Origin of the sequence: Lentilactobacillus senioris DSM 24302 = JCM 17472 (genome assembly GCF_001436555.1) — a bacterium.
GTDB classification, from domain to species: Bacteria; Bacillota; Bacilli; order Lactobacillales; family Lactobacillaceae; genus Lentilactobacillus; species Lentilactobacillus senioris.
This window is the reverse complement of the sequence record NZ_AYZR01000008.1, coordinates 70,364-92,892: the sequence shown is the minus strand read 5'-3', so window position 1 is coordinate 92,892 and position 22,529 is coordinate 70,364. Positions and strand designations below refer to the sequence as shown.

22 protein-coding genes are annotated in these 22,529 nt (G+C 39.1%); all 22 read right to left on the bottom strand.

The window, feature by feature from the left end; all coding sequences use genetic code 11:
* Positions 1–5: 5 nt before the first annotated feature.
* Entirely contained in the window at positions 6–2,009 is a 2,004-nt protein-coding gene (gene uvrB, locus FC56_RS03675; protein ID WP_056978096.1) for an excinuclease ABC subunit UvrB, read from the bottom strand.
* A gap of 121 nt (positions 2,010–2,130) precedes the next feature.
* A complete protein-coding gene (gene trxB, locus FC56_RS03670; protein ID WP_054669365.1) occupies positions 2,131–3,054 on the bottom strand; it encodes a thioredoxin-disulfide reductase in 924 nt (307 codons plus the stop codon).
* A 77-nt stretch (positions 3,055–3,131) separates the two neighbouring features.
* Positions 3,132–4,034 carry a UTP--glucose-1-phosphate uridylyltransferase GalU gene (gene galU, locus FC56_RS03665; RefSeq protein WP_056978095.1) on the bottom strand — a complete coding sequence of 301 codons (903 nt, stop codon included), beginning with the start codon at positions 4,032–4,034 and terminating at the stop codon, positions 3,132–3,134.
* Between the two features lie 20 nt (positions 4,035–4,054).
* The gene (locus FC56_RS03660) at positions 4,055–5,071 is read right to left on the bottom strand and encodes an NAD(P)H-dependent glycerol-3-phosphate dehydrogenase (protein ID WP_056978094.1); all 1,017 of its coding nucleotides are present in this window, start codon (positions 5,069–5,071) and stop codon (positions 4,055–4,057) included.
* A gap of 18 nt (positions 5,072–5,089) precedes the next feature.
* A complete protein-coding gene (gene lgt / locus FC56_RS03655; protein ID WP_404819898.1) occupies positions 5,090–5,911 on the bottom strand; it encodes a prolipoprotein diacylglyceryl transferase in 822 nt (273 codons plus the stop codon).
* Between the two features lie 6 nt (positions 5,912–5,917).
* Complete coding sequence (gene hprK, locus FC56_RS03650) at positions 5,918–6,961, bottom strand: HPr(Ser) kinase/phosphatase (protein ID WP_056978092.1); 1,044 nt, start codon at positions 6,959–6,961, stop codon at positions 5,918–5,920.
* 45 nt (positions 6,962–7,006) lie between these two features.
* The gene (locus tag FC56_RS03645; protein ID WP_056978091.1) at positions 7,007–7,363 is read right to left on the bottom strand and encodes a phage holin family protein; all 357 of its coding nucleotides are present in this window, start codon (positions 7,361–7,363) and stop codon (positions 7,007–7,009) included.
* 3 nt (positions 7,364–7,366) lie between these two features.
* Entirely contained in the window at positions 7,367–7,672 is a 306-nt protein-coding gene (locus FC56_RS03640; protein ID WP_056978090.1) for a PspC domain-containing protein, read from the bottom strand.
* A 99-nt stretch (positions 7,673–7,771) separates the two neighbouring features.
* On the bottom strand, positions 7,772–8,431 hold the full coding sequence (gene phoU / locus FC56_RS03635) for a phosphate signaling complex protein PhoU (protein WP_054669373.1): 660 nt from the start codon (positions 8,429–8,431) through the stop codon (positions 7,772–7,774).
* 12 nt (positions 8,432–8,443) lie between these two features.
* On the bottom strand, positions 8,444–9,199 hold the full coding sequence (gene pstB, locus FC56_RS03630) for a phosphate ABC transporter ATP-binding protein PstB (protein WP_056978089.1): 756 nt from the start codon (positions 9,197–9,199) through the stop codon (positions 8,444–8,446).
* An 11-nt stretch (positions 9,200–9,210) separates the two neighbouring features.
* Positions 9,211–10,005, bottom strand: a complete 795-nt coding sequence (gene pstB, locus FC56_RS03625; RefSeq protein WP_056978088.1) for a phosphate ABC transporter ATP-binding protein PstB — start codon at positions 10,003–10,005, stop codon at positions 9,211–9,213.
* A 12-nt stretch (positions 10,006–10,017) separates the two neighbouring features.
* Complete coding sequence (pstA, locus tag FC56_RS03620; protein ID WP_056978087.1) at positions 10,018–10,908, bottom strand: phosphate ABC transporter permease PstA; 891 nt, start codon at positions 10,906–10,908, stop codon at positions 10,018–10,020.
* On the bottom strand, positions 10,905–11,840 hold the full coding sequence (gene pstC, locus FC56_RS03615; RefSeq protein ID WP_056978086.1) for a phosphate ABC transporter permease subunit PstC: 936 nt from the start codon (positions 11,838–11,840) through the stop codon (positions 10,905–10,907). Before pstC ends, pstA begins: the two co-directional genes overlap by 4 nt.
* A gap of 4 nt (positions 11,841–11,844) precedes the next feature.
* Entirely contained in the window at positions 11,845–12,720 is an 876-nt protein-coding gene (locus tag FC56_RS03610; protein WP_054669377.1) for a phosphate ABC transporter substrate-binding protein, read from the bottom strand.
* Between the two features lie 119 nt (positions 12,721–12,839).
* Positions 12,840–14,195 (bottom strand): sensor histidine kinase, encoded by a 1,356-nt coding sequence (locus FC56_RS03605; protein ID WP_056978085.1) that lies wholly within the window; start codon positions 14,193–14,195, stop codon positions 12,840–12,842.
* On the bottom strand, positions 14,192–14,887 hold the full coding sequence (locus FC56_RS03600) for a response regulator transcription factor (RefSeq protein ID WP_054669386.1): 696 nt from the start codon (positions 14,885–14,887) through the stop codon (positions 14,192–14,194). Before FC56_RS03600 ends, FC56_RS03605 begins: the two co-directional genes overlap by 4 nt.
* Before the next feature lie 10 nt (positions 14,888–14,897).
* Positions 14,898–16,064, bottom strand: a complete 1,167-nt coding sequence (locus FC56_RS03595) for a PDZ domain-containing protein (protein ID WP_056978084.1) — start codon at positions 16,062–16,064, stop codon at positions 14,898–14,900.
* 27 nt (positions 16,065–16,091) lie between these two features.
* Positions 16,092–17,208, bottom strand: a protein-coding gene (prfB, locus tag FC56_RS03590; RefSeq protein ID WP_187116927.1) for a peptide chain release factor 2 whose coding sequence is annotated in 2 segments (ribosomal slippage) — positions 16,092–17,147 and positions 17,149–17,208 — 1,116 coding nt in all. Because the reading frame shifts where the segments join, the coding sequence is not laid out codon by codon here.
* Between the two features lie 73 nt (positions 17,209–17,281).
* Positions 17,282–19,645: a preprotein translocase subunit SecA gene (gene secA / locus FC56_RS03585; RefSeq protein ID WP_056978082.1), complete on the bottom strand. Its 2,364-nt coding sequence runs from the start codon at positions 19,643–19,645 to the stop codon at positions 17,282–17,284.
* Positions 19,646–19,841: 196 nt separating this feature from the next.
* Positions 19,842–20,408: a ribosome hibernation-promoting factor, HPF/YfiA family gene (gene hpf, locus FC56_RS03580; RefSeq protein ID WP_054669400.1), complete on the bottom strand. Its 567-nt coding sequence runs from the start codon at positions 20,406–20,408 to the stop codon at positions 19,842–19,844.
* A 113-nt stretch (positions 20,409–20,521) separates the two neighbouring features.
* A complete protein-coding gene (locus tag FC56_RS03575; protein ID WP_162256154.1) occupies positions 20,522–21,043 on the bottom strand; it encodes a ComF family protein in 522 nt (173 codons plus the stop codon).
* Positions 21,044–21,204: 161 nt separating this feature from the next.
* A complete protein-coding gene (locus tag FC56_RS03570; protein WP_082620568.1) occupies positions 21,205–22,524 on the bottom strand; it encodes an ATP-dependent helicase ComFA in 1,320 nt (439 codons plus the stop codon).
* Positions 22,525–22,529: the final 5 nt, after the last annotated feature.

Below are 22,529 nucleotides of genomic sequence, written 5' to 3'. Positions count from 1 at the left end.
CCAATTTACTTACTTTCTGCTTTCAACTCCATAATTGTATCTCTTAAACTAGCAGCTTGTTCAAAGTCTAACTGTTTAGCTGCCTGTCTCATTTCTTCAGTCAACCGGTCTAACATCGCTTTTTGATCTTTCTTAGACATTGACTGGAAGTCACTTTCTACAAAATCATCCTTTTCACCACTATCACTAGTTTCCTTCGTTGGTGAAATTAATGATCGAATATCTTTCTTAATGGTATGTGGAGTAATTCCGTGTTCCTTATTATACTCAATTTGAATAGCACGTCTTCTTGCGGTTTCATCAATGGAAGCTTGCATCGAATCTGTAACGTGATCAGCATACATGATTACAGCCCCATTTTCATTTCGAGAAGCTCGACCAATCGTTTGAATTAACGATCTTTCATTTCGTAAAAAGCCTTCTTTATCAGAATCCAAAATCGCAACTAATGATACTTCCGGCACGTCTAAACCTTCTCGCAATAGGTTAATTCCTACTAATACGTCAAACTTACCTAATCGTAAATCACGAATAATTTGAGTTCGTTCAAGCGTCTTAATATCGGAATGCAAGTAACGAACCTTAATCCCTAAATCCTTCAGGTAGTCAGTCAAATCTTCAGCCATTTTTTTAGTTAGAGTAGTAACAAATGTTCGCTCATTCTTTTCAATTCGTTCGTTAATCTCTCCAACCAAATCATCCATTTGCCCCATAATTGGTCGAACTTCAATAGTTGGGTCAAGCAGGCCAGTAGGTCGAATAATTTGTTGAGCAATATCATCAGTTTGAGCTAATTCATAAGGACCTGGTGTTGCTGACATATAAATAACTTGATTAACATGTTTTTCGAATTCTTCTAATCTTAGTGGCCGATTATCCAAAGCACTTGGTAGTCGGAAACCATAATCTACTAGTTGTTGTTTTCGGGCTTGATCTCCGTTAAACATACCACGAATTTGAGGCATAGTTTGGTGGGATTCATCCACCACTAACAAGAAGTCCTTGGGGAAGAAATCTAGTAAAGTATATGGTGGTTCCCCCGGTTTTCTTCGATCCATGAACCGCGAATAATTTTCAATTCCGCTAGTGTAGCCCATTTCCCGCATCATTTCAATATCATAGGTAGTACGTTGTTTGAGACGTTGCGCCTCTAATAACTTACCTTCAGTTTCAAACTTAGCAACTTGGCTTTCCATTTCTGCTTGAATTTCAGGTAAAGCAATATCCATAATACTTTCATTAGTCAAGAAATGCGTTGCTGGGAAAATAGCTACATGTTCTCGATCACCTATAACTTCTCCGGTTAACGTATCCACTTCACGAATACGGTCAATTTCGTCACCAAAAAATTCAATTCGCAATGCATGATCGTCTCTAGAAGCCGGAAAGACTTCCACAATGTCACCATGAACCCGAAATCTCCCCCGCTGGAAGTCAATATCGTTACGTTCAAACTGAATATCAACTAATTGTCGTAGTAAGTGATCACGTTCAATCGTTTGCCCTACCCGAAGTGATACTACGTGATCTTGATATTCATTAGGATCACCCAATCCAAAAATAGAAGAAACTGATGCCACCACAATTACATCGTTTCGTTCTAACAACGAACTAGTCGCTGAGTGACGTAATTTATCAATTTCATCATTAATGGAAGAATCTTTTTCAATATAGGTATCACTAGAAGGTACGTACGCTTCTGGTTGATAATAATCATAGTAACTAACAAAGTATTCTACGGCATTATTCGGGAAGAACTCCTTAAATTCACCGTATAACTGTCCCGCCAAGGTTTTATTGTGAGATAAAACCAGCGTGGGACGGTTAACTTCCTTAATTACGTTAGAGATCGTAAAGGTTTTTCCAGTTCCAGTAGCCCCCAGCAGGATTTGAGCTTTTTTACCTTCTTCAACTCCAGTCACCAATTGATTAATTGCTGCTGGTTGGTCTCCGGTCGGCGTATATTTAGACACTAAATCAAATTTTTTATCGGTTTGTCGTTCGATCATTTGACGACCCCCTGTCCGTTCATTCAAAGTACACCGACAATTCTACCATACGAACATACTTTCGCAAATCATTTTTGCCTGGATATAAAAAAATCGCAATCCTAAGGATTACGATTTTTATTTACTTATGAGCTTCAATATATTTAAAAGCTTGCTGGCCGGCAGTTCCGCCTTCGCCAACCGCAGTAGTAATTTGCCGTAAATCTTTCTTACGAACATCTCCTACCGCATAAACTCCAGGAACTTTGGTTTCCATTTGATCATTGGTTTCAATCCAACCATTATCATCAGTAATTCCTAAGTCCTTAAATGGTTCAGTCATTGGGTTAAGACCTACATAAATAAATACACCAGCAGCATCAATAGTAGATTCTTCACCGGTTTGATTATTTCGTACCCGAACACCAGTTACTTTATTCTCATCGCCTAAAATTTCTTCAACATTAGTATTCCAAACGAAATTCATCTTTTCGTTAGCAAATGCCCGTTCTTGAGAAACCTTTTGCGCCCGTAACTGATCACGTCGGTGGATAACCGTTACTGAGTTAGCAATTTTAGTTAGGTAAAGTCCTTCTTCAATGGCGGAATCTCCACCACCCACGACAACTACATCCTTGTTTTTAAAGAATGCTCCATCGCAGACAGCACAGTATGAAACTCCCCGGCCACCAAATTCATCTTCACCTAAAACGCCTAATTTCTTGTATTCGGAACCAGTGCCAATGATAACAACCTTAGCTTCGATTTCTTCACTATCAGTCTTAACTAACTTAGTATCACCTAGGTCTGTAATTGACTCTACACTGCCATATACGTACTCTGCTCCGAAGTTAATAGAGCTGTCATACATGTTTTGAGCCAAATCTGGTCCCATAATAGACTTAAATCCAGGATAATTTTCAATTTCCGCCGTGTTATTCATTTGACCACCGTAAATCCCACGATCGATCATTGCTACTGAATAGTTGGCACGGGATGCATATAAAGCAGCAGTCATGCCACCAGGACCCGCTCCAATCACAACGACATCATAACTTTTTGTCATTTGGCTCCTCCTCATAAAGAAATACCTTTAATATCTGAGAAAGACTTTACTATTAAAAAGTAAGTTTGTCCAGTATTTTATTTATTCTCTGTTTTATCTTCTTCAGATAGCTCTTTACCTAACTCTTTGATGTAAGTTCTAAGACCATCAGCGATTTCTTCATGCCGTAGCCCAAAGGTAATATTAGTCTTCAACCAGCTTAATTTGTTACCAGTATCAAATCGCTTTCCTTTAAATTCGTGGGCAAACACTCGTTGGGTTTTGTTTAGGGTATCAATGGCAGTGGTTAATTGAATTTCACCACCATCATCAGGAGCAGTATGTTCCAAGATACCAAAAATTTCGGGAGTTAATAGGTAACGTCCAATAATTGCCAAATCACTAGGGGCTTCTTCTGGAGATGGTTTTTCCACAAATTGTTTAACATTATAAAGCCCAGGCTTAATTTCTTTAGAAGGATCGATGACCCCGTACTTAGAAATATCTTTGTGAGGGACTTTTTTAACTGCTAAAGTGGAAGCACCCGTGTTAGCATAACTTTCCATTAATTGCTTAGTCAACGGAACCTTGTCTTCCATCACATCATCACCTAGCATGACTACGAATGGTTCGTTGCCGATGAAGCTGCGAGCAGTGTAAACCGCATCTCCTAAGCCGCGAGGATGAGATTGACGAATGAAGTAAATGTTCATATCGTTAGTTTTACGAATGGATTCTAACATTTTTTCCTTGTGCTTTTCTTCCAAGTTCATTTCTAATTCTGGATTAGAATCGAAATGATCTTCAATAGAACGTTTACCCTTACCAATAACGATCACAATATCTTTAATACCAGATTTTTTCGCTTCTTCAACGATAAATTGAATAGTTGGGGTATCAACGATTGGTAGCATTTCCTTAGGTAATGCTTTGGTTTCAGGTAAAAAGCGGGTCCCTAACCCTGCTGCTGGAATTACTGCTTTAGTTACTTTTTTGGTCATTGATAAACTCCTTAATTTTTTTAGCCAATTTCGGCTTTGCCATCACGGGTCATTGCCCACCGAATAGCATCCCTAATTTCTAGGTTTTCATATAAAACTTTGTAAATTGCAGTGGTAATTGGCATTTCAATGCCTCGTTCTTGAGATAATTCATAGGCTGCTCTAGCAGTGGCAACCCCTTCGATTACCATTCCCATATTTTCTACTACTTCGGACAATGATTTGCCTTGACCTAATTCATTGCCGGCTCGCCAATTACGAGAATTAGTACTAGTAGCGGTCACAATAATATCGCCAACACCGGATAACCCAATAAAGGTTAACGGATTAGCCCCAAAGGAAGTTCCCAACCGAGAAATTTCAGCTAAGCCTCGGGTCATCAAGGCAGCTTTAGCATTATCACCATATCCTAAACCATGGAGGGCACCAGCCCCTAATGCAATGATGTTCTTTAACGCTGCTCCAATTTCAACACCAATAACATCGTCATTAGTATAAACCCGGAAGTAGTTATTCATAAACAACTTTTGTAATTTTTCAGCAGCGTGCTGATTTTCACTAGCAACGGTCACTAAAGTGATATCGTGGCGGGCAACATCTTCAGCTTGGCTTGGCCCTGATAAAACAGCGATTGCATCTCTATTTTCAGGAGCAATTTCCTCAGCTAAAACTTGAGATAGCCGATCGTAAGTCTTCTCTTCTATTCCTTTAGAAGCGTGCAAAATAGTAGCCTTCTGACCCGTTCGTTTCATGATCTCTCCTACTTGGCGAGCCACACTTCTAGTGACTTGAGTAGGTACAACGAATAAGATATCATCCGCATCTTCAATCGCGATTTCAATGTCTGAATACGCTACAATACTTTCAGAGTAAGTATAATCTTTAACGTAGCGTTTATTAGTATGTTTTTCGTTTAGTTCCTTTACCTGCTCTGGATTATAAGACCAGATTCGAACTTCCGAACCATTTTCATCCAAAACACTGGCCAAAATACTACCCCACGAACCTGCACCTAGTATCGCAATTTTTTCTGCCATATTATGTTCTCCTTAAATTCAATCATCATTTGTGGTCCCGGTAAGATACCAAGGTTGCCGTTTTCTTCTACGATAAATAAAAACTCCAATAGCTCCAATAAATAAAATTACTGATAATATCTGAGAAATTCGCAAACCGCCCAGCATTAAGCTATCAGTTCGCATTCCCTCTACGAAAAAGCGACCAAAAGAATACCAAGCAACATAAGTTAAAAAGACTTCCCCCTGTTTAAAGAGGTGTGGATTGTGCCGTAACGTCATTAATACAACAAATCCTAATAGACTCCAAACCGATTCATACAAAAAAGTTGGTTGTCGATACATACCAGTAATGTTCATTTGATTGATAATCCACTCTGGTAAGTGTAACCCTTGTAAAAATTTTAACGTGGTTACCTGTCCAAAAGCTTCCTGATTCATAAAGTTGCCCCAGCGGCCAATAGCCTGGGCCAAAATAACAGTGGGGGCTGCTACATCCAGCATTAACCAAACTGAAATGAAGTGCTTACGACAATACCAAATAATGACCGCTAAAGCCCCAATTAAAGAGCCATAGATAGCAATTCCGCCATCCCAAATTCGAATGATTTCATCAAGATGTTTAGAATAGTAACCCCATTCAAAGATTACATAATATAGTCTTGCACAAATCAAGGCGGCTGGTAAAGCCCACAAAATCATATCATAAATATTATCCGGATCAATTCCCCGGCGGCTGCCTTCCCTGGTTGCCAAAAAAACGGCTAGTAAAACGGCACTGGCAATAATAATGCCATACCAGTGGACTTCAATTCCACCTAAATGAAATGCAATCGGATTTAAAGCCAAACTCTGTATCACAATAAATTACTCCTTATCTGTTTTGGTCTCACCATCGTCAGTGGACTGGGTTTCTGGAGCAATTGCAGCTTCATTTTGTTCAATGATTTTTTCGTTTTTCTGTTCTTCGGATGTATCACTTTCGCTATTTTGTTTAATTAAATTGTTCAAATTTCGATCAAACGTAGCCGTAGCATCATATCCCATTGACTGAGCCCGGAAGTTCATTGCGGCTGCTTCAATGATGATCGCTAAGTTTCGCCCTGTTCGAACCGGAATTGTAATCTTAGGAACCTGTACATCAAAGATCTGAACATTCTCAGTTCCATTTCCTAACCTGTCGTACTTATCATCTTTAGAATAATTAGCCAGATTAACAATTAATGCTACTTTAGTCCGACTTCTAACAGCCCCGGTCCCAAACAACGTCATAACGTCAATAATACCGATACCGCGAATTTCTAAGAGGTGTTGTAAAATAGCTGGAGCAGTCCCCATCAGAGTCTGTTCATCTTGTTGGTAAACTTCCACTCGATCATCAGCAATCAACCGATGTCCTCGCTTAACCAATTCTAGAGCTGTTTCACTTTTACCAATACCACTATCACCGGTAATCAGCAAACCTAACCCATAAACATCTACCAAAACTCCATGTAGGGATTTACGTTCCGCCAATTCATCTTCTAAGTAATTAGTCATGTTCGACAAAACCCGTGAAGTAGTTAACTTGGTTCCTAAAACTGGAATATGGGCTTGTTTAGCAGCTTGTAATAATTCTTCTGGTGGATCTAATTGAGTTGAAATGACAAATGCTGGTGTTTCAGGACGACACATTTCCTGCATTACTTCCAGTAATTTTTCGGGTTCCATTCGATTAGCATAAGAAATTTCGGTAATTCCTAATAATTGTACCCGCTTAGCAGGATAATAATTGAAAAAACCAGTTAATTCTAAGCCTGGTCGAGAAATATCGCTTGTTGAAATTCTACGCGTTTTTAAAAATTCTTCTCCATAATAAACACTCAACCGAGCATTTTGAACAAGGTCGTAAACACTAACACTTTCCGCCAAAAGACCTTCCTCCTCACTTCATTTCCTTTAATTTTAGCACTTTAATTAATCAGAATGTTGGTGACTAAAGAATTCGTTTACAATCACATCGATAATAGACATCAATATTGCAATTCCGATGGCCACCCAAAAAGATGAGAACCAAAATTGGCTACCAACGATCCACGATGTAATTTCTAGCATAAGACCATTAATCACCAAACTGAACAATCCTAAAGTCACAATAGTGATGGGAAACGAAAAGAACTTAATAATAGGTTTAACTAAAACATTCAAGATAGCTAATACTACCGCCGCCCCTAAAGCCACCCAAATGCTAGAAACATGAAATGAGTTAGGCCAAAAGCCACTTAAAGCTACGAAAATTATTGCGTTCACAATAATGTTAGTCAAAAAATTCAATATTTATCCCCTCTTTGAGTCGTTGATATCTTGTTCTTCAACACCGTGAATTACCTTGCGACCCTGATTTTTAGTTTTAAAGTTATTAAATGGAGTAGCAGGTTGATTTACTACCTCACTTGGCATAAAGATTGCCAATAGTATATAACCAATTACACAAAAGATTCCTATCCCCGGAGTCAAACACAAAACCACAAATAAAATCCTAAGTAAGTTGGCATTCCAATCAAAGTATTCTCCAATACCACCTAAGACCCCAGCTACTACTTGGTTAGTGTTGGAGCGTCTAAATTTTTTCTTTGATTTCATCGTTTTCCTCCTACATAGTTGTCTAATCATAGAGTATCCAAAAAAAGCGCTACATTCAAGTCTGTAGCACTAAAATTAGTGATTTTTAACCTATTAAATCTAGTAATTTTTTAATTCAATAATTTTACCGGTAGCTAAATAAACGGTCCATTCACAGATATTAATCCCATAGTCACTAATCCTGCCCAAATCTTGAGCAACTTTTAAATAAACAATGGCGGAATTGATTAATCCTGGATTTTGGGACATGGCCTGATAACTAGGGCCGGCAATTTGATCATACATACCGTTGATCGTTTCATTGTACTTTTCCGGAATTGCTTCAGCAGCTTCTTGGTCAACCGCAGCATAACTGTTTAAGGCGTCCTGTAGTTCTTCTGTAACCTCTTCGGCCATCTCTTTAACATTGGCTTCAATCTCAGGCAAATGAGTCAAACTCTGTAACTTGATAGTTCTTCTGGCAACGTTTCTAGCATGATCGCCGATTCGTTCCAGATCAGTCACAGCTTTTAATACTCCCACCACGTGTCTTAAATCCGCCGCTACTGGTTGATACAGTGCAATTAATTCAAACGATTTTTTTTCTAACTGAGTTTGGAGGTCATTGATAGTGTGATCTGAATCAATTACTTCTTGTGCTAGTTGAACATCATGATCAACAAATGATTTTCCAGCCTTAACTACCGATTCAGTAGCTAAGGATCCCATTTCCACAAATTGTGAATTTAATTTAGCTAGTTCCTGTTCAATAATTTTCATCTTTACTTCCTCCTATCCAAATTTACCAGCTAAGTAATCCGCAGTTTCTTGTTTAGCCGGCTTTAAAAACATTTTCTTAGTTTTATCAAACTCAACAATCTTGCCAGCATTGAAGAAAGCCGTTCGATCTGAAATTCTACCAGCTTGAGCCAAATTATGTGTTACGGTAATAATCGTGTATTGTTCTTTTAACTCTAACATGGTTTCTTCTACTTTAGCGCTAGAAATGGGATCCAAGGCACTAGTAGGTTCGTCCATTAAAATGACCTCTGGAGAGACTGCCAAAACTCGGGCAATACAGATTCGTTGTTGTTGTCCTCCAGAAAAAGATAATGCGTTTTGGTGTAACTTGTCTTTGACTTCATCCCAAATTGCCGCCTGCTTTAAGCTCCGTTCTACCGCAGCATCAATCTGCGCTTTATCCTTAATCCCTGCTAATTTAAGACCGAAGCTAACATTATCATAAACGGAAAAAGGAAATGGATTTGGTTGTTGAAATACCATTCCGATTTGGCTTCTTAACTCTACTAAATCAACATGAGGAGCATAAATATCATTACCTTGAAATAGGATTTTACCTTGAATTTTAACCCCATCAATTAAGTCATTCATTCGGTTTAAGCTACGTAAAAACGTGGACTTACCACAGCCCGACGGACCAATTAAAGCAGTAATTTCGTTGGGTTCAAAAGCAAGATTAATGTCATATAAAGCCTGAAAATCACCATAAAAGAGGTTTAAATTTTGAGATTCAATAATTGCGCTCATTAAGCCGCCTCCTATCCAAAATTACCAGAAACATAATCGTTAGTACGGTCCATCTTAGGACGGGTAAATACTTTTCTAGTTTGGTTGTATTCCACCACTCTACCTTGGTCAAAAAAGACCGTGTAATCACTCAAACGAGCCGCTTGTTGCATATTATGAGTGACGATAATAATCGTATATTGTTTTTTAAGTCCCTTTAGCGTCTCTTCCAACTGGGCAGTCGAAATCGGATCTAAGGCACTAGCTGGTTCATCTAACAATAAAATCTCTGGCTTCACGGCTAATGCCCTGGCGATACAAATTCTTTGTGCTTGGCCCCCAGATAAGGCTAAAGCACTCTTGTTTAGTTGATCCTTTACCTGATCCCAGATAGCTGCTTGCTTTAAGGAAGTTTCTACAATTTCATCTAGTGTCTGCTTATCCGTGATCCCTCGCCGCTTTAAAGCAAAGGTAATATTGTCATAGATTGACTTGGCAAATGGATTAGGCCGCTGAAACACCATTCCAATTTGCCGTCTAACTTCGTAAACGTCTACTGCTGGTTGATTAATATTAATATCTTGAAAATTAATTTGACCAGTAACGGTGGCAACATCATCATTCATCCGGTTTAAAGACCGTAAATACGTAGATTTGCCGGAACCAGAGGGCCCAATTAAAGCGGTAATCGTATTTTGTTTGAAGGCCAAGGAAGCATCAATCATGGCGTGCTGATCGTCGTAAAAAACGTTGAGTTTATCAGTAGAGATCGCAATGGGAGTTTCTTTATCAAATTGATATAAGTACTGCTCTGCTGTTTGTAACATTATGGTTCCTCCTTAATCGGTAGCCGTCATTTTCTTGAAAATTTTTCTTCCCAGGTAACGGGCCAACAAGTTAAAGACCAAAATAGCCAAAACCAAGACTGCTGCTGAACCAGCTGAAACTTGGGTACCATCAGGCATAATTCCTTCAGAATTAATTTTCCAGATGTGAACTGCCAAAGTTTCTGCAGGCCGCATCGGGTTTAGCGGACTAGCACTATTAAACGGATTCCAATCAGTAAAATCTAATGTCGGTGCACTTTGTCCGGCAGTGTAAATCAGGGCAGCCGCTTCACCAAAAATACGACCAGCTGATAAGATTACCCCACTGATAATGCTAGGTAAAGCTGCTGGTACTACGATATGGGTAATGGTTTCAAATTTTGAAAGACCTAAACCCAAGCCACCTTGAAGTTGATTATCATCAACACTGCCGATTGCATCTTCAACACTTCTAGTTAGTAATGGTAAGTTAAAAACTGCTAGGGTTAAGGCCCCCGAAAGAATTGAGAAGCCATATCCCATTTGAATTACGAAAAGTAAGAAACCAAATAACCCCACCACTACAGATGGTAAAGAACTTAAAATTTCAATACTGGTCCGCATCACAGAGGTTAACCAGTTATCCTTAGCGTATTGATTCAAGTAGATGGCTGCTCCCAATGAAATTGGCAGTGAAATGATTAGCGTTAAGATTAGTAGGTAAAACGAATTGAACAACTGAATGCCAATTCCCCCACCAGCTTGAAACGGCTTAGCTGGGCTAGTTAAGAAATGCCAGTTAACGTATGGTAGACCTCTAACGAAAATGTATCCAAGTAGTAGGGCCAAGATAATGACTACTAAAGCAGCAATTACTCGAACTCCACTAATTGCAATTTGGTTTTTACGTTGATTAGCTTTCATTTCTTAAAAGCCCCCTTTCGACCAATTAAATGCACGATTAAGTTGAAAATTAATGACATCGTTAATAGCACTAGTGCTAACGACCAAAGAGCATTATTTTGTAGTGATCCCATCACTGTATTACCCATGCCAGCCGTTAATACGGAGGTCAATGTCGAAGCCGGTGAAATCAAACTATGTGGCATCAACGCGGCATTTCCGATCACCATTTGTACGGCTAAGGCTTCACCAAATGCCCGAGCCATTCCAAAAACAATCGCGGTTAAAATGCCAGGGGTTGCTGAACGTAGAACCACTTTCCAAATAGTTTGCCATTGAGTAGCCCCCAAGGCGAAGGCCGCTTGCCGGTAGTGGTTGGGTACTGATTTTAGGGCATCGACCGTCATGGAAACAATGGTTGGTAAAATCATAACGAAGAGGACAAACGTCCCAGATAATATTCCAAAGCCACTACCACCTAAAGTGTTACGCACAAATGGCACCACAATTGTTAATCCAATAAATCCATACACTACTGAAGGAATACCAACAAGTAGTTCTACTACCATTTGTAAAAAGCTAGCTTCTTTCTTAGAGGACAATTCAGTCATAAAAATGGCTGTTCCAATTGCAAACGGCGTTGCTAATAATGCTGCTAGTAAGGTCACCCCAAACGAACCTACGATCATTGGTAGAGCGCCTACGGCTGGTTGACCGGATGGAGTAGTGGAGCCTGGATTCCAATTCGTTCCTAAGAAGAAATCTTTAAGGCTCACGTGATCATTGATAAACATAGTGACACCCTTAACTAGGATAAAGCCAATAATCCCAATTACAATTACCATAATCAACGCTAGGGTTAAAACACTGATGAATTTTCCCCGTTGTTCATAGCGTGCTGTTTTAGATTTAGTAAGTAGTTTTTGTGTTTTTAAATTACTTTTTGGAGTCATTTGATCACTTCCTTACTATCCGCCCATCAGCTGTCCGTTGGTATTGCATCTGATCGACTTGGATGTATTTTAAACTAGAAAATAGAGATTTTTGGACAGTATCACTAGTAAGATACTGCAGGAATTTTTTAGTAAGGCCCTTAGCTTCACCGTGCGTATAGACGTGTTCATAAGACCAAATTGGCCACTTATTAGTCTGCACGTTTTGCTTGGTTGGAGCTATGTTGTTTAGAGTCGGAGTCGTTATTGTGTTATTCACAAAGCCAAACGAAAGATAACTTATTGCACCGGGAGTCGAACTAACGATTTGACGAACGGTTCCGGATGAATCTTGTTCTTGAGCCGTCATACTTGGTGTGTTTTTTAAACCGTAGCGTTCAAAGGTAACTCGGGTTCCACTGCCGGCAGTTCGGTTAATAACGGTGATCGGTAAATCTTTACCACCTACTTGGCGCCAATTAGTTACCTTGCCCGTAAAAATGGCAATTAACTGCTTTGTGGTTAAATTCTTGATGCCCGCTTGCTTATTAGTCACTACCGCTACGCCGTCCACCGCTATAAGATGATCAACTAATCCTTTGGGGTTAATTCCTTCTTTTTCTTGAGCAAATAAGTCTGAATTACCCATATTAACCGCTCCGGTAGCAATTTGGCTTAACCCAGTTCCAGAACCGCCACCTTGAACATTAATGTTTACTCCGGTATGTTCAGTAGTGTATTGTTCTGCTGCGGCTTCCATTAACGGTTGCAATGCCGTTGAACCCACCGCAGTGATAGTTTCATTTTGAGCACTTTTTTGGTCCCGAGTTATGTAGGCAAACGCTACTAAACTCACCAGCACAATTCCTAATAAACTGAAATATAATTTTTTAGCCTTCATTTGCGACTCCTCCCTTACAGTTAATAGCATAGCAAGGGATTGTAAATCTAAAACTGCACTTATGTAAATATTGTGTAAATTTTGAATTAGGGCAATAAAAAAGAATTAATCCTTTTGGATTAATTCTTTTTATTAGTTACTGGAAACGTTAATTTAATTGTCGTTCCCTGATTAACTTTACTAGTAATATCGATATGGGCATGGTAAGTTGCCGCCAATTCAGCAACAATGGCCAACCCTAGTCCAGTTCCTTCAACTACTTGGTTACTATGAGATTGATCGGCTCTGAAGAACCGTTCAAAAACACGGGGGATAGCTGCTTCTTCAATGCCAATTCCAGTATCACTGACTTCAAGCCACCATTGACTAGTATTACTACCAGCATTAATCATAACTTCTCCGGCTTCCCAGTTATATTTAATCGCATTGCTGATTAAATTACTAACAATCCGCTTCAAGGCCTGACGGTTACCAACCACTACTAATTGTGAGTCGATCTGATCAGTCAGGCTTACTTGCTTACTTTCTGCAGCTAGTTGCCAATGCCCCATTTCTTGCTGAACTAAATCTGCCAACTCAATTGGTTCTATTTCTCCCGCTTCTTGCATCTGAACATGAGAAATTACCAAAATATCATTGACTAAATCGGTTAGCTGTTGGCTAGCATTTTCAATATCTTGTAAAAAATCAGTTAACGTTTCCGGATCATCTTTAGCCCCCGCTTGCAAGGTTTCTGTAAAGCCCCGAATAGTAGCAACCGGGGTTTTTAATTCATGACTGGCATTTCTCAAGAAATCAATTTGGCTTTGCTTGGCTGCTACTAACATAGTGATATCGTATAAGATCACTACCACTGCCGGAACAGCGCCTTCCAGATTAACTACTTGAGCATCCCAAGTCCGCGCCCGTTGAAAGTTAGTGATTTCCTTATGGCCGTTTTGATGGCTCATTAACGCGGAGTTGATCATGTTTAACAATGCAGCATTACTTACATCGTCCGTAAATGGATGTGGGGCCGTGCTGATTTCTTTTTCAGTCATTTGTGAAAAAGCCCGGTTAGCTAATGTAACGTTTTGTTGCTGATCAATTACCATTACCCCTACTGGCAAGTGGTTTAAAACCCCCACCAGTTCGTCGGTAATATTAGTGACGGTAATTTGCTGATGTCGCTGATGAATTTGAATTTGGTTCAATGCGTTATTTAAATCATAAAAGGAGCTGCTGGGAGGATCGATGACCGGTCCCCGTTCTGCCCCTGACGCAATTGCATTTGCTCGTTGACTAATGTGCTTAATTTGCTGACTTAAATTAAGTAGGTAAACGATTAATCCCACTAACTCTAACGTCATGATTGTTAATAACATTACTCTTCCAGTCAAAAACTGGTGCTTTAATTCCCAGCTCATAAATAGAATGGCAATTAGTAAATTAAGACTACTAATTATAATTAAACTTTTGATCGCTTTATTTTTCATTTGGGCTCCGTATCAAATCGATAACCAAATCCGCGAACCGTGGTTAACATTTCCGGATGCTTAGGATCGGCTTCCATTTTTTCTCGTAAATGAGCAATCTGCATATCAACCATTCTGCTGTCACCAACGTAATCAGTTCCCCAAATTGCTTTAGCAAGTTGCTCCCGTGATAACACTTGCTTGGGGTGTTTAGCTAAATAAGCTAATAGCTTGAATTCCTTGGGAGTTAACACCAATTCATGTCCATCTAGGGTAGCTGTCACCAATTGCTCATCTACTTTAACTCGCTGAATACTAGCAACTTTATTACTATTAACCAGTTGCGTTTCGGTGGTTCGTCTTAGCACCGCATTAATCCGAGCCAAAACTTCTCTTGGACTAAAAGGTTTAGTAACATAATCATCCGCACCAATTTCTAATCCTAAAACTCGATCAAATTCCGAATCTTTAGCGGTAATTACAATTACAGGCGTATTAATCCCATCACGCCTTAACACCTTCAAAACTTCTTCTCCAGTTAATTGAGGCAACATCAAGTCCAACAAAATAATATCAAAATTAGTTTGTTTAGCTAGTTCCACTGCTGATTTACCATTATCAGCGGTAACCACTTCAAAATTAGCCTGTTGTAAATTGTATTTCAATAGTTTTACGATCGACGGTTCATCATCCACCACCAAAACTGATTTCACAATTCATCCCTCACTTTGCGTTTTCCGGAAAGACCTTAATTCCAATTTCGTGAGCAGCCCCTTGAAAAATAGCCGTTTCAGTAACTTTTAATTGATCATTTCTATCCCGGACTTTCAAGTGACAATAAGTAGCATTAGTAATCAAGGCTTTGTAAAAATCATCTTCATTAGTCACTTTTTGTCCGTTAACTTCTAATATAACGTCACCAACCACCAAATTCATTTTAGCGGCTGGACTATTAGGTTGGATTCCAATAATTCTAATTCCGTTCATTACCTGACTGTTAGAAAATTCTTGTTGCCGGTCATAAATAATATTTGTCGCCACTAAAATAATGCCAACAATTAAATATGCTAATAACGACCAAAGAGACCAATTAGCAAAGAAGCGACAAACAATCGTCAATACCGTTCCCAATAGTGCCAGCCAGGTTAATTGTTTACCTAACCGTTGAAAAAATGCGGTGGGTAAACTGTGTTTAACCGTTAACCCTAATCCAATTACTAATGGCAATCCCACTAATGCAACGGAATGACCGCCCAGATTTAGCAACGGCCACCAAGGTAAGTGAACGCTAAACCAATTGCCTGGTACTAATACCAATAATGGCACTACAGATAGCTCATTAAATGGATAAACGGCAATCATAGTCTTACGTTTGTTAAATTCAATTTTAGGCGACAGATGTTGGCCAGCATTGCGCCGGACAAAAAAAGCTAAGCAACCAACGATAATTGTAACTAATCCCAGAGTTCCTACTAGATTAAGACTATTAGCTTGATAGCCCCATCTCGTTAACCAAGCGGTTAGTGACCCGGCAAGATTAGTTGGTTCAAATGCCACTAGAGCAATCGTCACCAGCAAAGTTAACAAGGTAACGGACTGGGGAAGGATCACTAGTAAAATTAAAGCTACTATTGGGTAAATCACCACCAGTGAAAGTGGAACTGTTACCCCTGCTACCAAACTTACTAAAGACCCTAACACTCCTAGTAGCAAGCTCATTTGCACAAAATGACGTCCTTCATAATTGTCACTATCAATGGCCGAATGGAATAATTTCCGTTCTCTAGCCACTCTATGACTATAAATCAAATAACTTTTCACAATTGCAGCTAAAACTAAAATTACTGCGGGGGTAATTAACCAATAAAACAATCCCAATAAATATTTCATCGTCTCAAATCCTAACCTTTCCCAATTTTAATCTGGATTGTCCTGTTGTAATTGCCATTGTAAAAAGGCATTGATAAACGGATCTAAATCACCGTCCATTACCGCATTAACATTAGCAGTTTCGTAATTGGTCCGGTGGTCTTTTACCATTGAATAAGGATGGAAAACATATGATCTGATTTGAGAACCCCAGCCAATATCCAATTGTTCACCCTGTAAGGCTGCTTTTTCCTCCGCCTTTTTTTGCTCTTCTAATTCATATAGCTTAGACTTCAACATGTTCATTGCCGTTTCCCGGTTTTGTAATTGTGAGCGTTGAGCTTGACTAGCAACTACAATTCCAGTTGGTAAATGGGTAATTCTGACGGCAGAAGAAGTCTTATTAACGTGCTGTCCACCAGCACCGCTAGCCCGATAAACGTCGACCTTCAAATCATCAGGATTAATCTCGATTTTTACATCTTCATTTAGTTCAGGCATTACATCTACCGAAGCAAAAGAAGTATGACGTCGACTAGCAGAATCAAATGGCGAAATCCGCACCAAACGATGAACTCCCTTCTCCGATCTTAAATAACCATAAGCATCTGGACCACTAATTAGTAATGTGACGCTGTCAATTCCAGCCACATCCCCAACTTGATAATCTAACGTGGTAACTTGGAAGTTATGTTGCTCTGCCCATCTGGTGTACATTCTTAACAACATCGAACCCCAGTCTTGAGATTCAGTTCCCCCAGCACCAGGATGAATTTCTAAGATAGCATTGTTGTGGTCGTAAGGTCCACTCAGTAATAGAGATAATTGATATTGGTCCACATTATTTTGAAGCTGAGTTAACTGACTAGTTAATTCTTCTGCTATGTCATCATCTGGCTCTTCTTCATAAAGATCTACCAACGTAGCAACGTCTTCTTGTAGACTATTTAGCTCATTAAACCGATCATACTTAGCTTTTAGTTGGTTATTTTCATCAATTAGTTTCTGGGCTGCATTGTTGTCATCCCAAAATCCTGGTTCAGCCATTTTAGATTCGTTAATTGAGATACTCTCACTTAGCAGATCAAGGTCAAAGTGACCCCCTAAAGCCGGCTATGGCTTCTTGCAATTTTGCCAATTGTTTTTTACTTTCCGTTAATTCCATTCTTATTTCCTCCGTTAGTAAAAAGAAGGGCCAACGATTAAAATCATCACTGCCCTCCTTACCATAAAACTTATTAACGTTGCATGTTTTGTCGAATTTCAGCCTTCATAAAGAGGCGAGTAGTATCGTAATCAATGTCTGATACCATTTCTTCAAACATGGTGTAACCTTCACGTTGGTATTCAACCAACGGATTTTGTTGACCGTAACCACGAAGTCCAATGGATTGTCGCAATTGATCCATGGCATCGATATGATCGGTCCAGTGAGCGTCAACCACTCTTAAGAGAACAACTTTTTCGAATTCTAGCATTTGAGATTCGTCATATAATTGTTCTTTCTTTTGATCGTAAACCTTCTTAGCTAAGTCCATTAAGTAAGATTTAATTTCATCGGCTGATTTATTTTGTAAATCGCTTAAACTAATTTCGTCTGGGTTCACAATTGCACTAATTGCAAAGTCCAAAATAGTTTCTAAGTCCCAGTCGGCTTGATCGCCTTGAGTATGCAAATCAACGATTCGGTTAACGGTCCGTTCAATCATTGGCATGATAACCCACTTTAATGATTTATCTTCTTCAATGACTTCTTGACGTTGTTGATAGATAACTTCTCGTTGTTGACGCATAACGTCATCATATTGCAAAACATTCTTACGAGAATCGTAGTTATTACCTTCAACTCGTTTTTGAGCTGATTCTACTTGTTTAGTAATCATCTTAGAACGAATAACAGCGTCGTCGCCTTCCACTTTCATTCGATCCAAGAAATTTTTGATTCGTTCAGAACCGAAACGTAACATAAGGTCATCTTCTAGAGATAAGTAGAATTGAGACAATCCTGGATCCCCCTGACGACCAGAACGACCACGAAGTTGATTATCAATTCGCCGAGATTCATGCCGTTCAGTCCCAATAACTGCTAGACCACCTAGTTCAACTACCCCGGGTCCTAATTTAATATCGGTCCCCCGACCAGCCATGTTGGTAGCAATAGTTACGGCTCCTTTTTGTCCGGCGTTCGTAACAATTTCGGCTTCTTTAGCATGGTTTTTAGCGTTCAAAACTACGTGTGGGATATTTTCTGCGTCTAATCTGTTAGATAAGTATTCAGAAGTTTCCACGGCCACGGTACCAATTAACATAGGTTGACCTTTTTCATGTAATTCTTTGATTTTATCAACCACTGCATCAAACTTAGATTCCAAACTAGGATATAAAACATCAGGTTCATCAATTCGGGCAACTGGTTTGTTGGTTGGCACCGAAATGACTTCCATGTTGTAAATTTCGCGGAATTCTTCAGCTTCTGTTTTAGCAGTACCAGTCATTCCGGCTAACTTCTTGTACATCCGGAAAAGGTTCTGGTAAGTGATATTAGCCATCGTCTTACTTTCTTCTTGAATGGTTACACCTTCCTTAGCTTCAATAGCTTGATGTAATCCATCAGAGAAACGACGACCGTCCATAATTCGACCAGTAAATGAATCCACAATCATTACTTCATCATTTTGGACCACATAGTCCTTATCACGAAGCATGATGTAATTAGCTCGTAAAGCTTGATCCAAATGGTGGGTTAAAGCAGTATTATCAGTATCATACAAGTTATCTAGGTTGAAGTAATCTTCAGCTTTTTCGATCCCTTGATCAGTCAAAGAAACTGTTTTAGTTTCTAGATCTAACTTATAGTCTTCATCCACCGTTAAAGTCTTAGCAAACCGGTCAGTTCGGACATACAACTGAGAAGTTCCACTTGATTGACCAGAAATAATCAACGGAGTTCTGGCTTCATCAATCAAAATGGAATCAACTTCATCGACAATGGCAAAGTTCAATGGTCGTTGGACCATATCTTCTTTGTAGACCACCATGTTGTCTCGTAAATAATCAAAACCGATTTCACTGTTAGTTGAATAAGTAATATCAGCAGCATAAGCCGCACGTTTATCTTCAGGACTCAAGTCATTAAGGTTAACCCCAACGCTTAAGCCTAGCCAGTTATAAAGTTCCCCCATTTCAGCAGCATCCCGGGCAGTTAAGTATTCGTTCACCGTAACAACGTGAACCCCTTCGCCAGCTAAAGCGTTCAAATAAACGGGCATGGTAGCCGTTAAGGTTTTACCTTCACCAGTTTTCATTTCGGCAATATTACCTTCGTGTAAAACAATTCCCCCCATAATTTGAACGTGGAATGGGTAAAGTCCTAAAACTCGCTTAGCTCCTTCTCGAGCAACGGCAAAGGCTTCTGGAAGTAAGTCATCCAAAGTTTCCCCATTTTGGTAACGTTCCTTAAACTCTGGTGTTTTTGCTTTTAGATCTTCGTCACTTAACTGGGCATACTCATCAGCGTATGATCCGACCTTATCGGCAAGATTGCTAAGTCGTTTAAGCTCTCTTTTATCGCTTTCGACCCATTTTTTTAATACATTTGCCATCAGTAAATTCCCTTCTACATTTCATTATTCATTAGTTTTTAATGTCTTTTTGTTTTTTTCAATATTACACACTAATCCATTGTATCATTGTCGCCAAGTGATGAAAACCAAAATCATCATTGTGTTTTAGTTAAAATAATGTATCAAATGAAAAAGCTTACCGTAAAATTTACGGTAAGCTTTAAAAATCGATCAACTAATCTTCACCGGTTTCAATCAAGCCATAACGGCCATCATTTCGACGGTAAACAATATCGATTCCTTCTGAATTAGCATCCTCGTAGATGAAGAAGTCATGCCCTAGCATGTTCATCTGTAAAATGGCTTCTTCATTATCCATTGGCTTTAAGGATAATCGCTTAGTTCTTACTACTTCAAATTGTGATTCAGGTTCGTCTTGTTCTTCTAAATCAGCTACTAAATCAGCAGCTGCAAAGTCAAGTTTCTTGTAACCTTTTTCACGAGATTTCCGGTTAACCTTAGTCTTGTACTTTCTAATTTGCCGTTCTAACTTATCCGTTACCAAATCAACACTGGCATATAAGTCATTGGAAACTTCTTCAGCCCGAAGAGTCATGTATGGCAAAGGAATTGTGACTTCTACTTTGGCCTGCTTATCCGGATAAACCTTCAAATTCACATGTGCTGACGCTTGAATGTCATTATCAAAGAATTTTTCTAGTTTACTGATTCGTTTTTCAACGTAATCCCGAATTGCTTGAGTCACCTCAATGTTTTCACCACGAATATTAAAATCAAGCATATTAATCTCTCCCTTCACCATATTAATTATGGTAACGATAGCTTGGCTACCGTTTCTATAATCATAGTATAAATGAAAGCGGAATAGATAACAAATATTGCGCTTTTTATTTTTTAGCGAGCCATTGTTAAACCTGTCACAGAGCGAGCTCCAGCGTTTCGAATTAACTCAGCTGCATGCCGGATCGTTCTTCCAGTTGTGTAAACATCATCAACAATCAGGATGTCTTGGCCTTTAATGGCCGACACCGCCGTTTCAATTAATCGAAACGGCTGCTTTAATTCTAGTCGCTCTTTTCTGGTTTTTTGAGATTGAGCTACCGCTTTAGTAGTATCAATCGGTGTTAATACATCGTAGTATTTGACGTTAGCAAACCATCCCGTTACTTGGTTGAAACCTCTAGTTTTTAACGTATCAGGGTTAACTGGAATCGCAACCACCATCTTCTTTGTTTTATTAATTACCCGACTCAATTCGGTTTGAAAAACTAACCGCAAACGATAGTCCCCCATGAATTTGTATTTAACCATATATTCTTTAAAGGCCTTATTGTATTCATATAAAGCTCGATTAGTAAAATCAGGGTCCTGCCAATGCTGACAATCAGCACATGGATTGATTGCTTTTATATCCAATAATCGCCCGCACTTAGTACAGGTGCGTTTTCCGTTTAATGAATTAAACGATTCCTCGCAACGGTGGCAGATTTGAGAATTAGTTAATGAACTAAAACTAAAAATCTTTTGAAGACTAAATTCGTTTCTAAAATTTTTATTGCAGAGTAAGCATTCAACCATTAATTAAATCCCGCCTTCTTATTCATCATTTTAATTTCTTTTTGAGCCTGTCTAATAGAATTGGTCATTTTATGATAATAAAAATAAACTGATCCCGTTGGACGTTTAGCATTTCGTCCTACCCGACCAGCAATTTGAATTAACGCCGCCGAAGAAAAAATGTTATCATCAGCTCCTAGCACCAATACATCAATTAACGGAAAAGTGACTCCCCGCTCTAAAATGGTGGTGGTGATTAAAAATAAAGTCTCTTCATTTCTCATCCGTTGGACCTTATTAATACGATCTGGGTCAGCAGCATAAACCGTAATGATAGGTGAACGTAACCTTAAATTCAAAACATTAGCTACCAAGCTCAAATCAGCCACATGTGGAACAAATAATAAGAAAGGTTGTCGTTTAGCTAACCGTTGCTCAATATCAATTAGCAATTTCCTGGGTAACTTATTTTGAGCTAAACGAGTTCGCCAGTTGCCAACCTTAATATTAGTAATAGTTGCTAATGGAAAGCCATGAAACCGACGTGGTAAATAGCTGACCTCCAGTTGACGAGTTTTTACTTGGTGTTTTAAAGCCTTGTCAGGAGTAGCAGTCAAATAAATAACACTGCTATTTGCTTTTTTAGCACGTTGAATAGCATAGTGTAAATGTTTGTTGCCTGCTAACGGGAAAACATCTACCTCATCAATTATTAAGACGTCAAAGGCGTGGTAAAATTTAAGTAATTGATGGACCGTGGCAATCACTAATTGAGTATATTGGTACTTTTCAGTAGTTTTTCCATATAGTAAACAGCTAGTCACATCTGGAAAGGCCGTTCGGAGTCTGGGGGCTAATTCTAAAATCACATCAATTCTAGGAGAGACCACCGCTACTCTCAACTGTTGCCTAAAAGCATGTTCCAGACCTGCAAACAACATTTCCGTTTTGCCGGCTCCGGTCACAGCCCATAATAAGCGATTCGTTCTCTGATCAATAGATGCAATCACTTGTTTGGCATAATTTTGTTGGTCAGCAGTTAGAGTTCCTTGCCATTGACAATTGCCGTTATACTCGAACTGATTGGGCTCGCTAACCGTTACTAGTTTATCGGTAGAAGTCAACCGTCCCATTTGTAAACAATTAGCACAATAAAAATTTCCAGTTGCTAATCTAGTTTCTCGTTGATGAATTCGTCCACCACACCTTACACAAATTAAGTGTCTGCCTTCTCGTCTAAAAGCCGAAAAACCATTACAATCTGGATGATTCAGTAGTGCGGCAGGAACCTCAAGTTGGTTGATCTGCCTGCCAAACAAATCATTTATACACATCACCATAATTA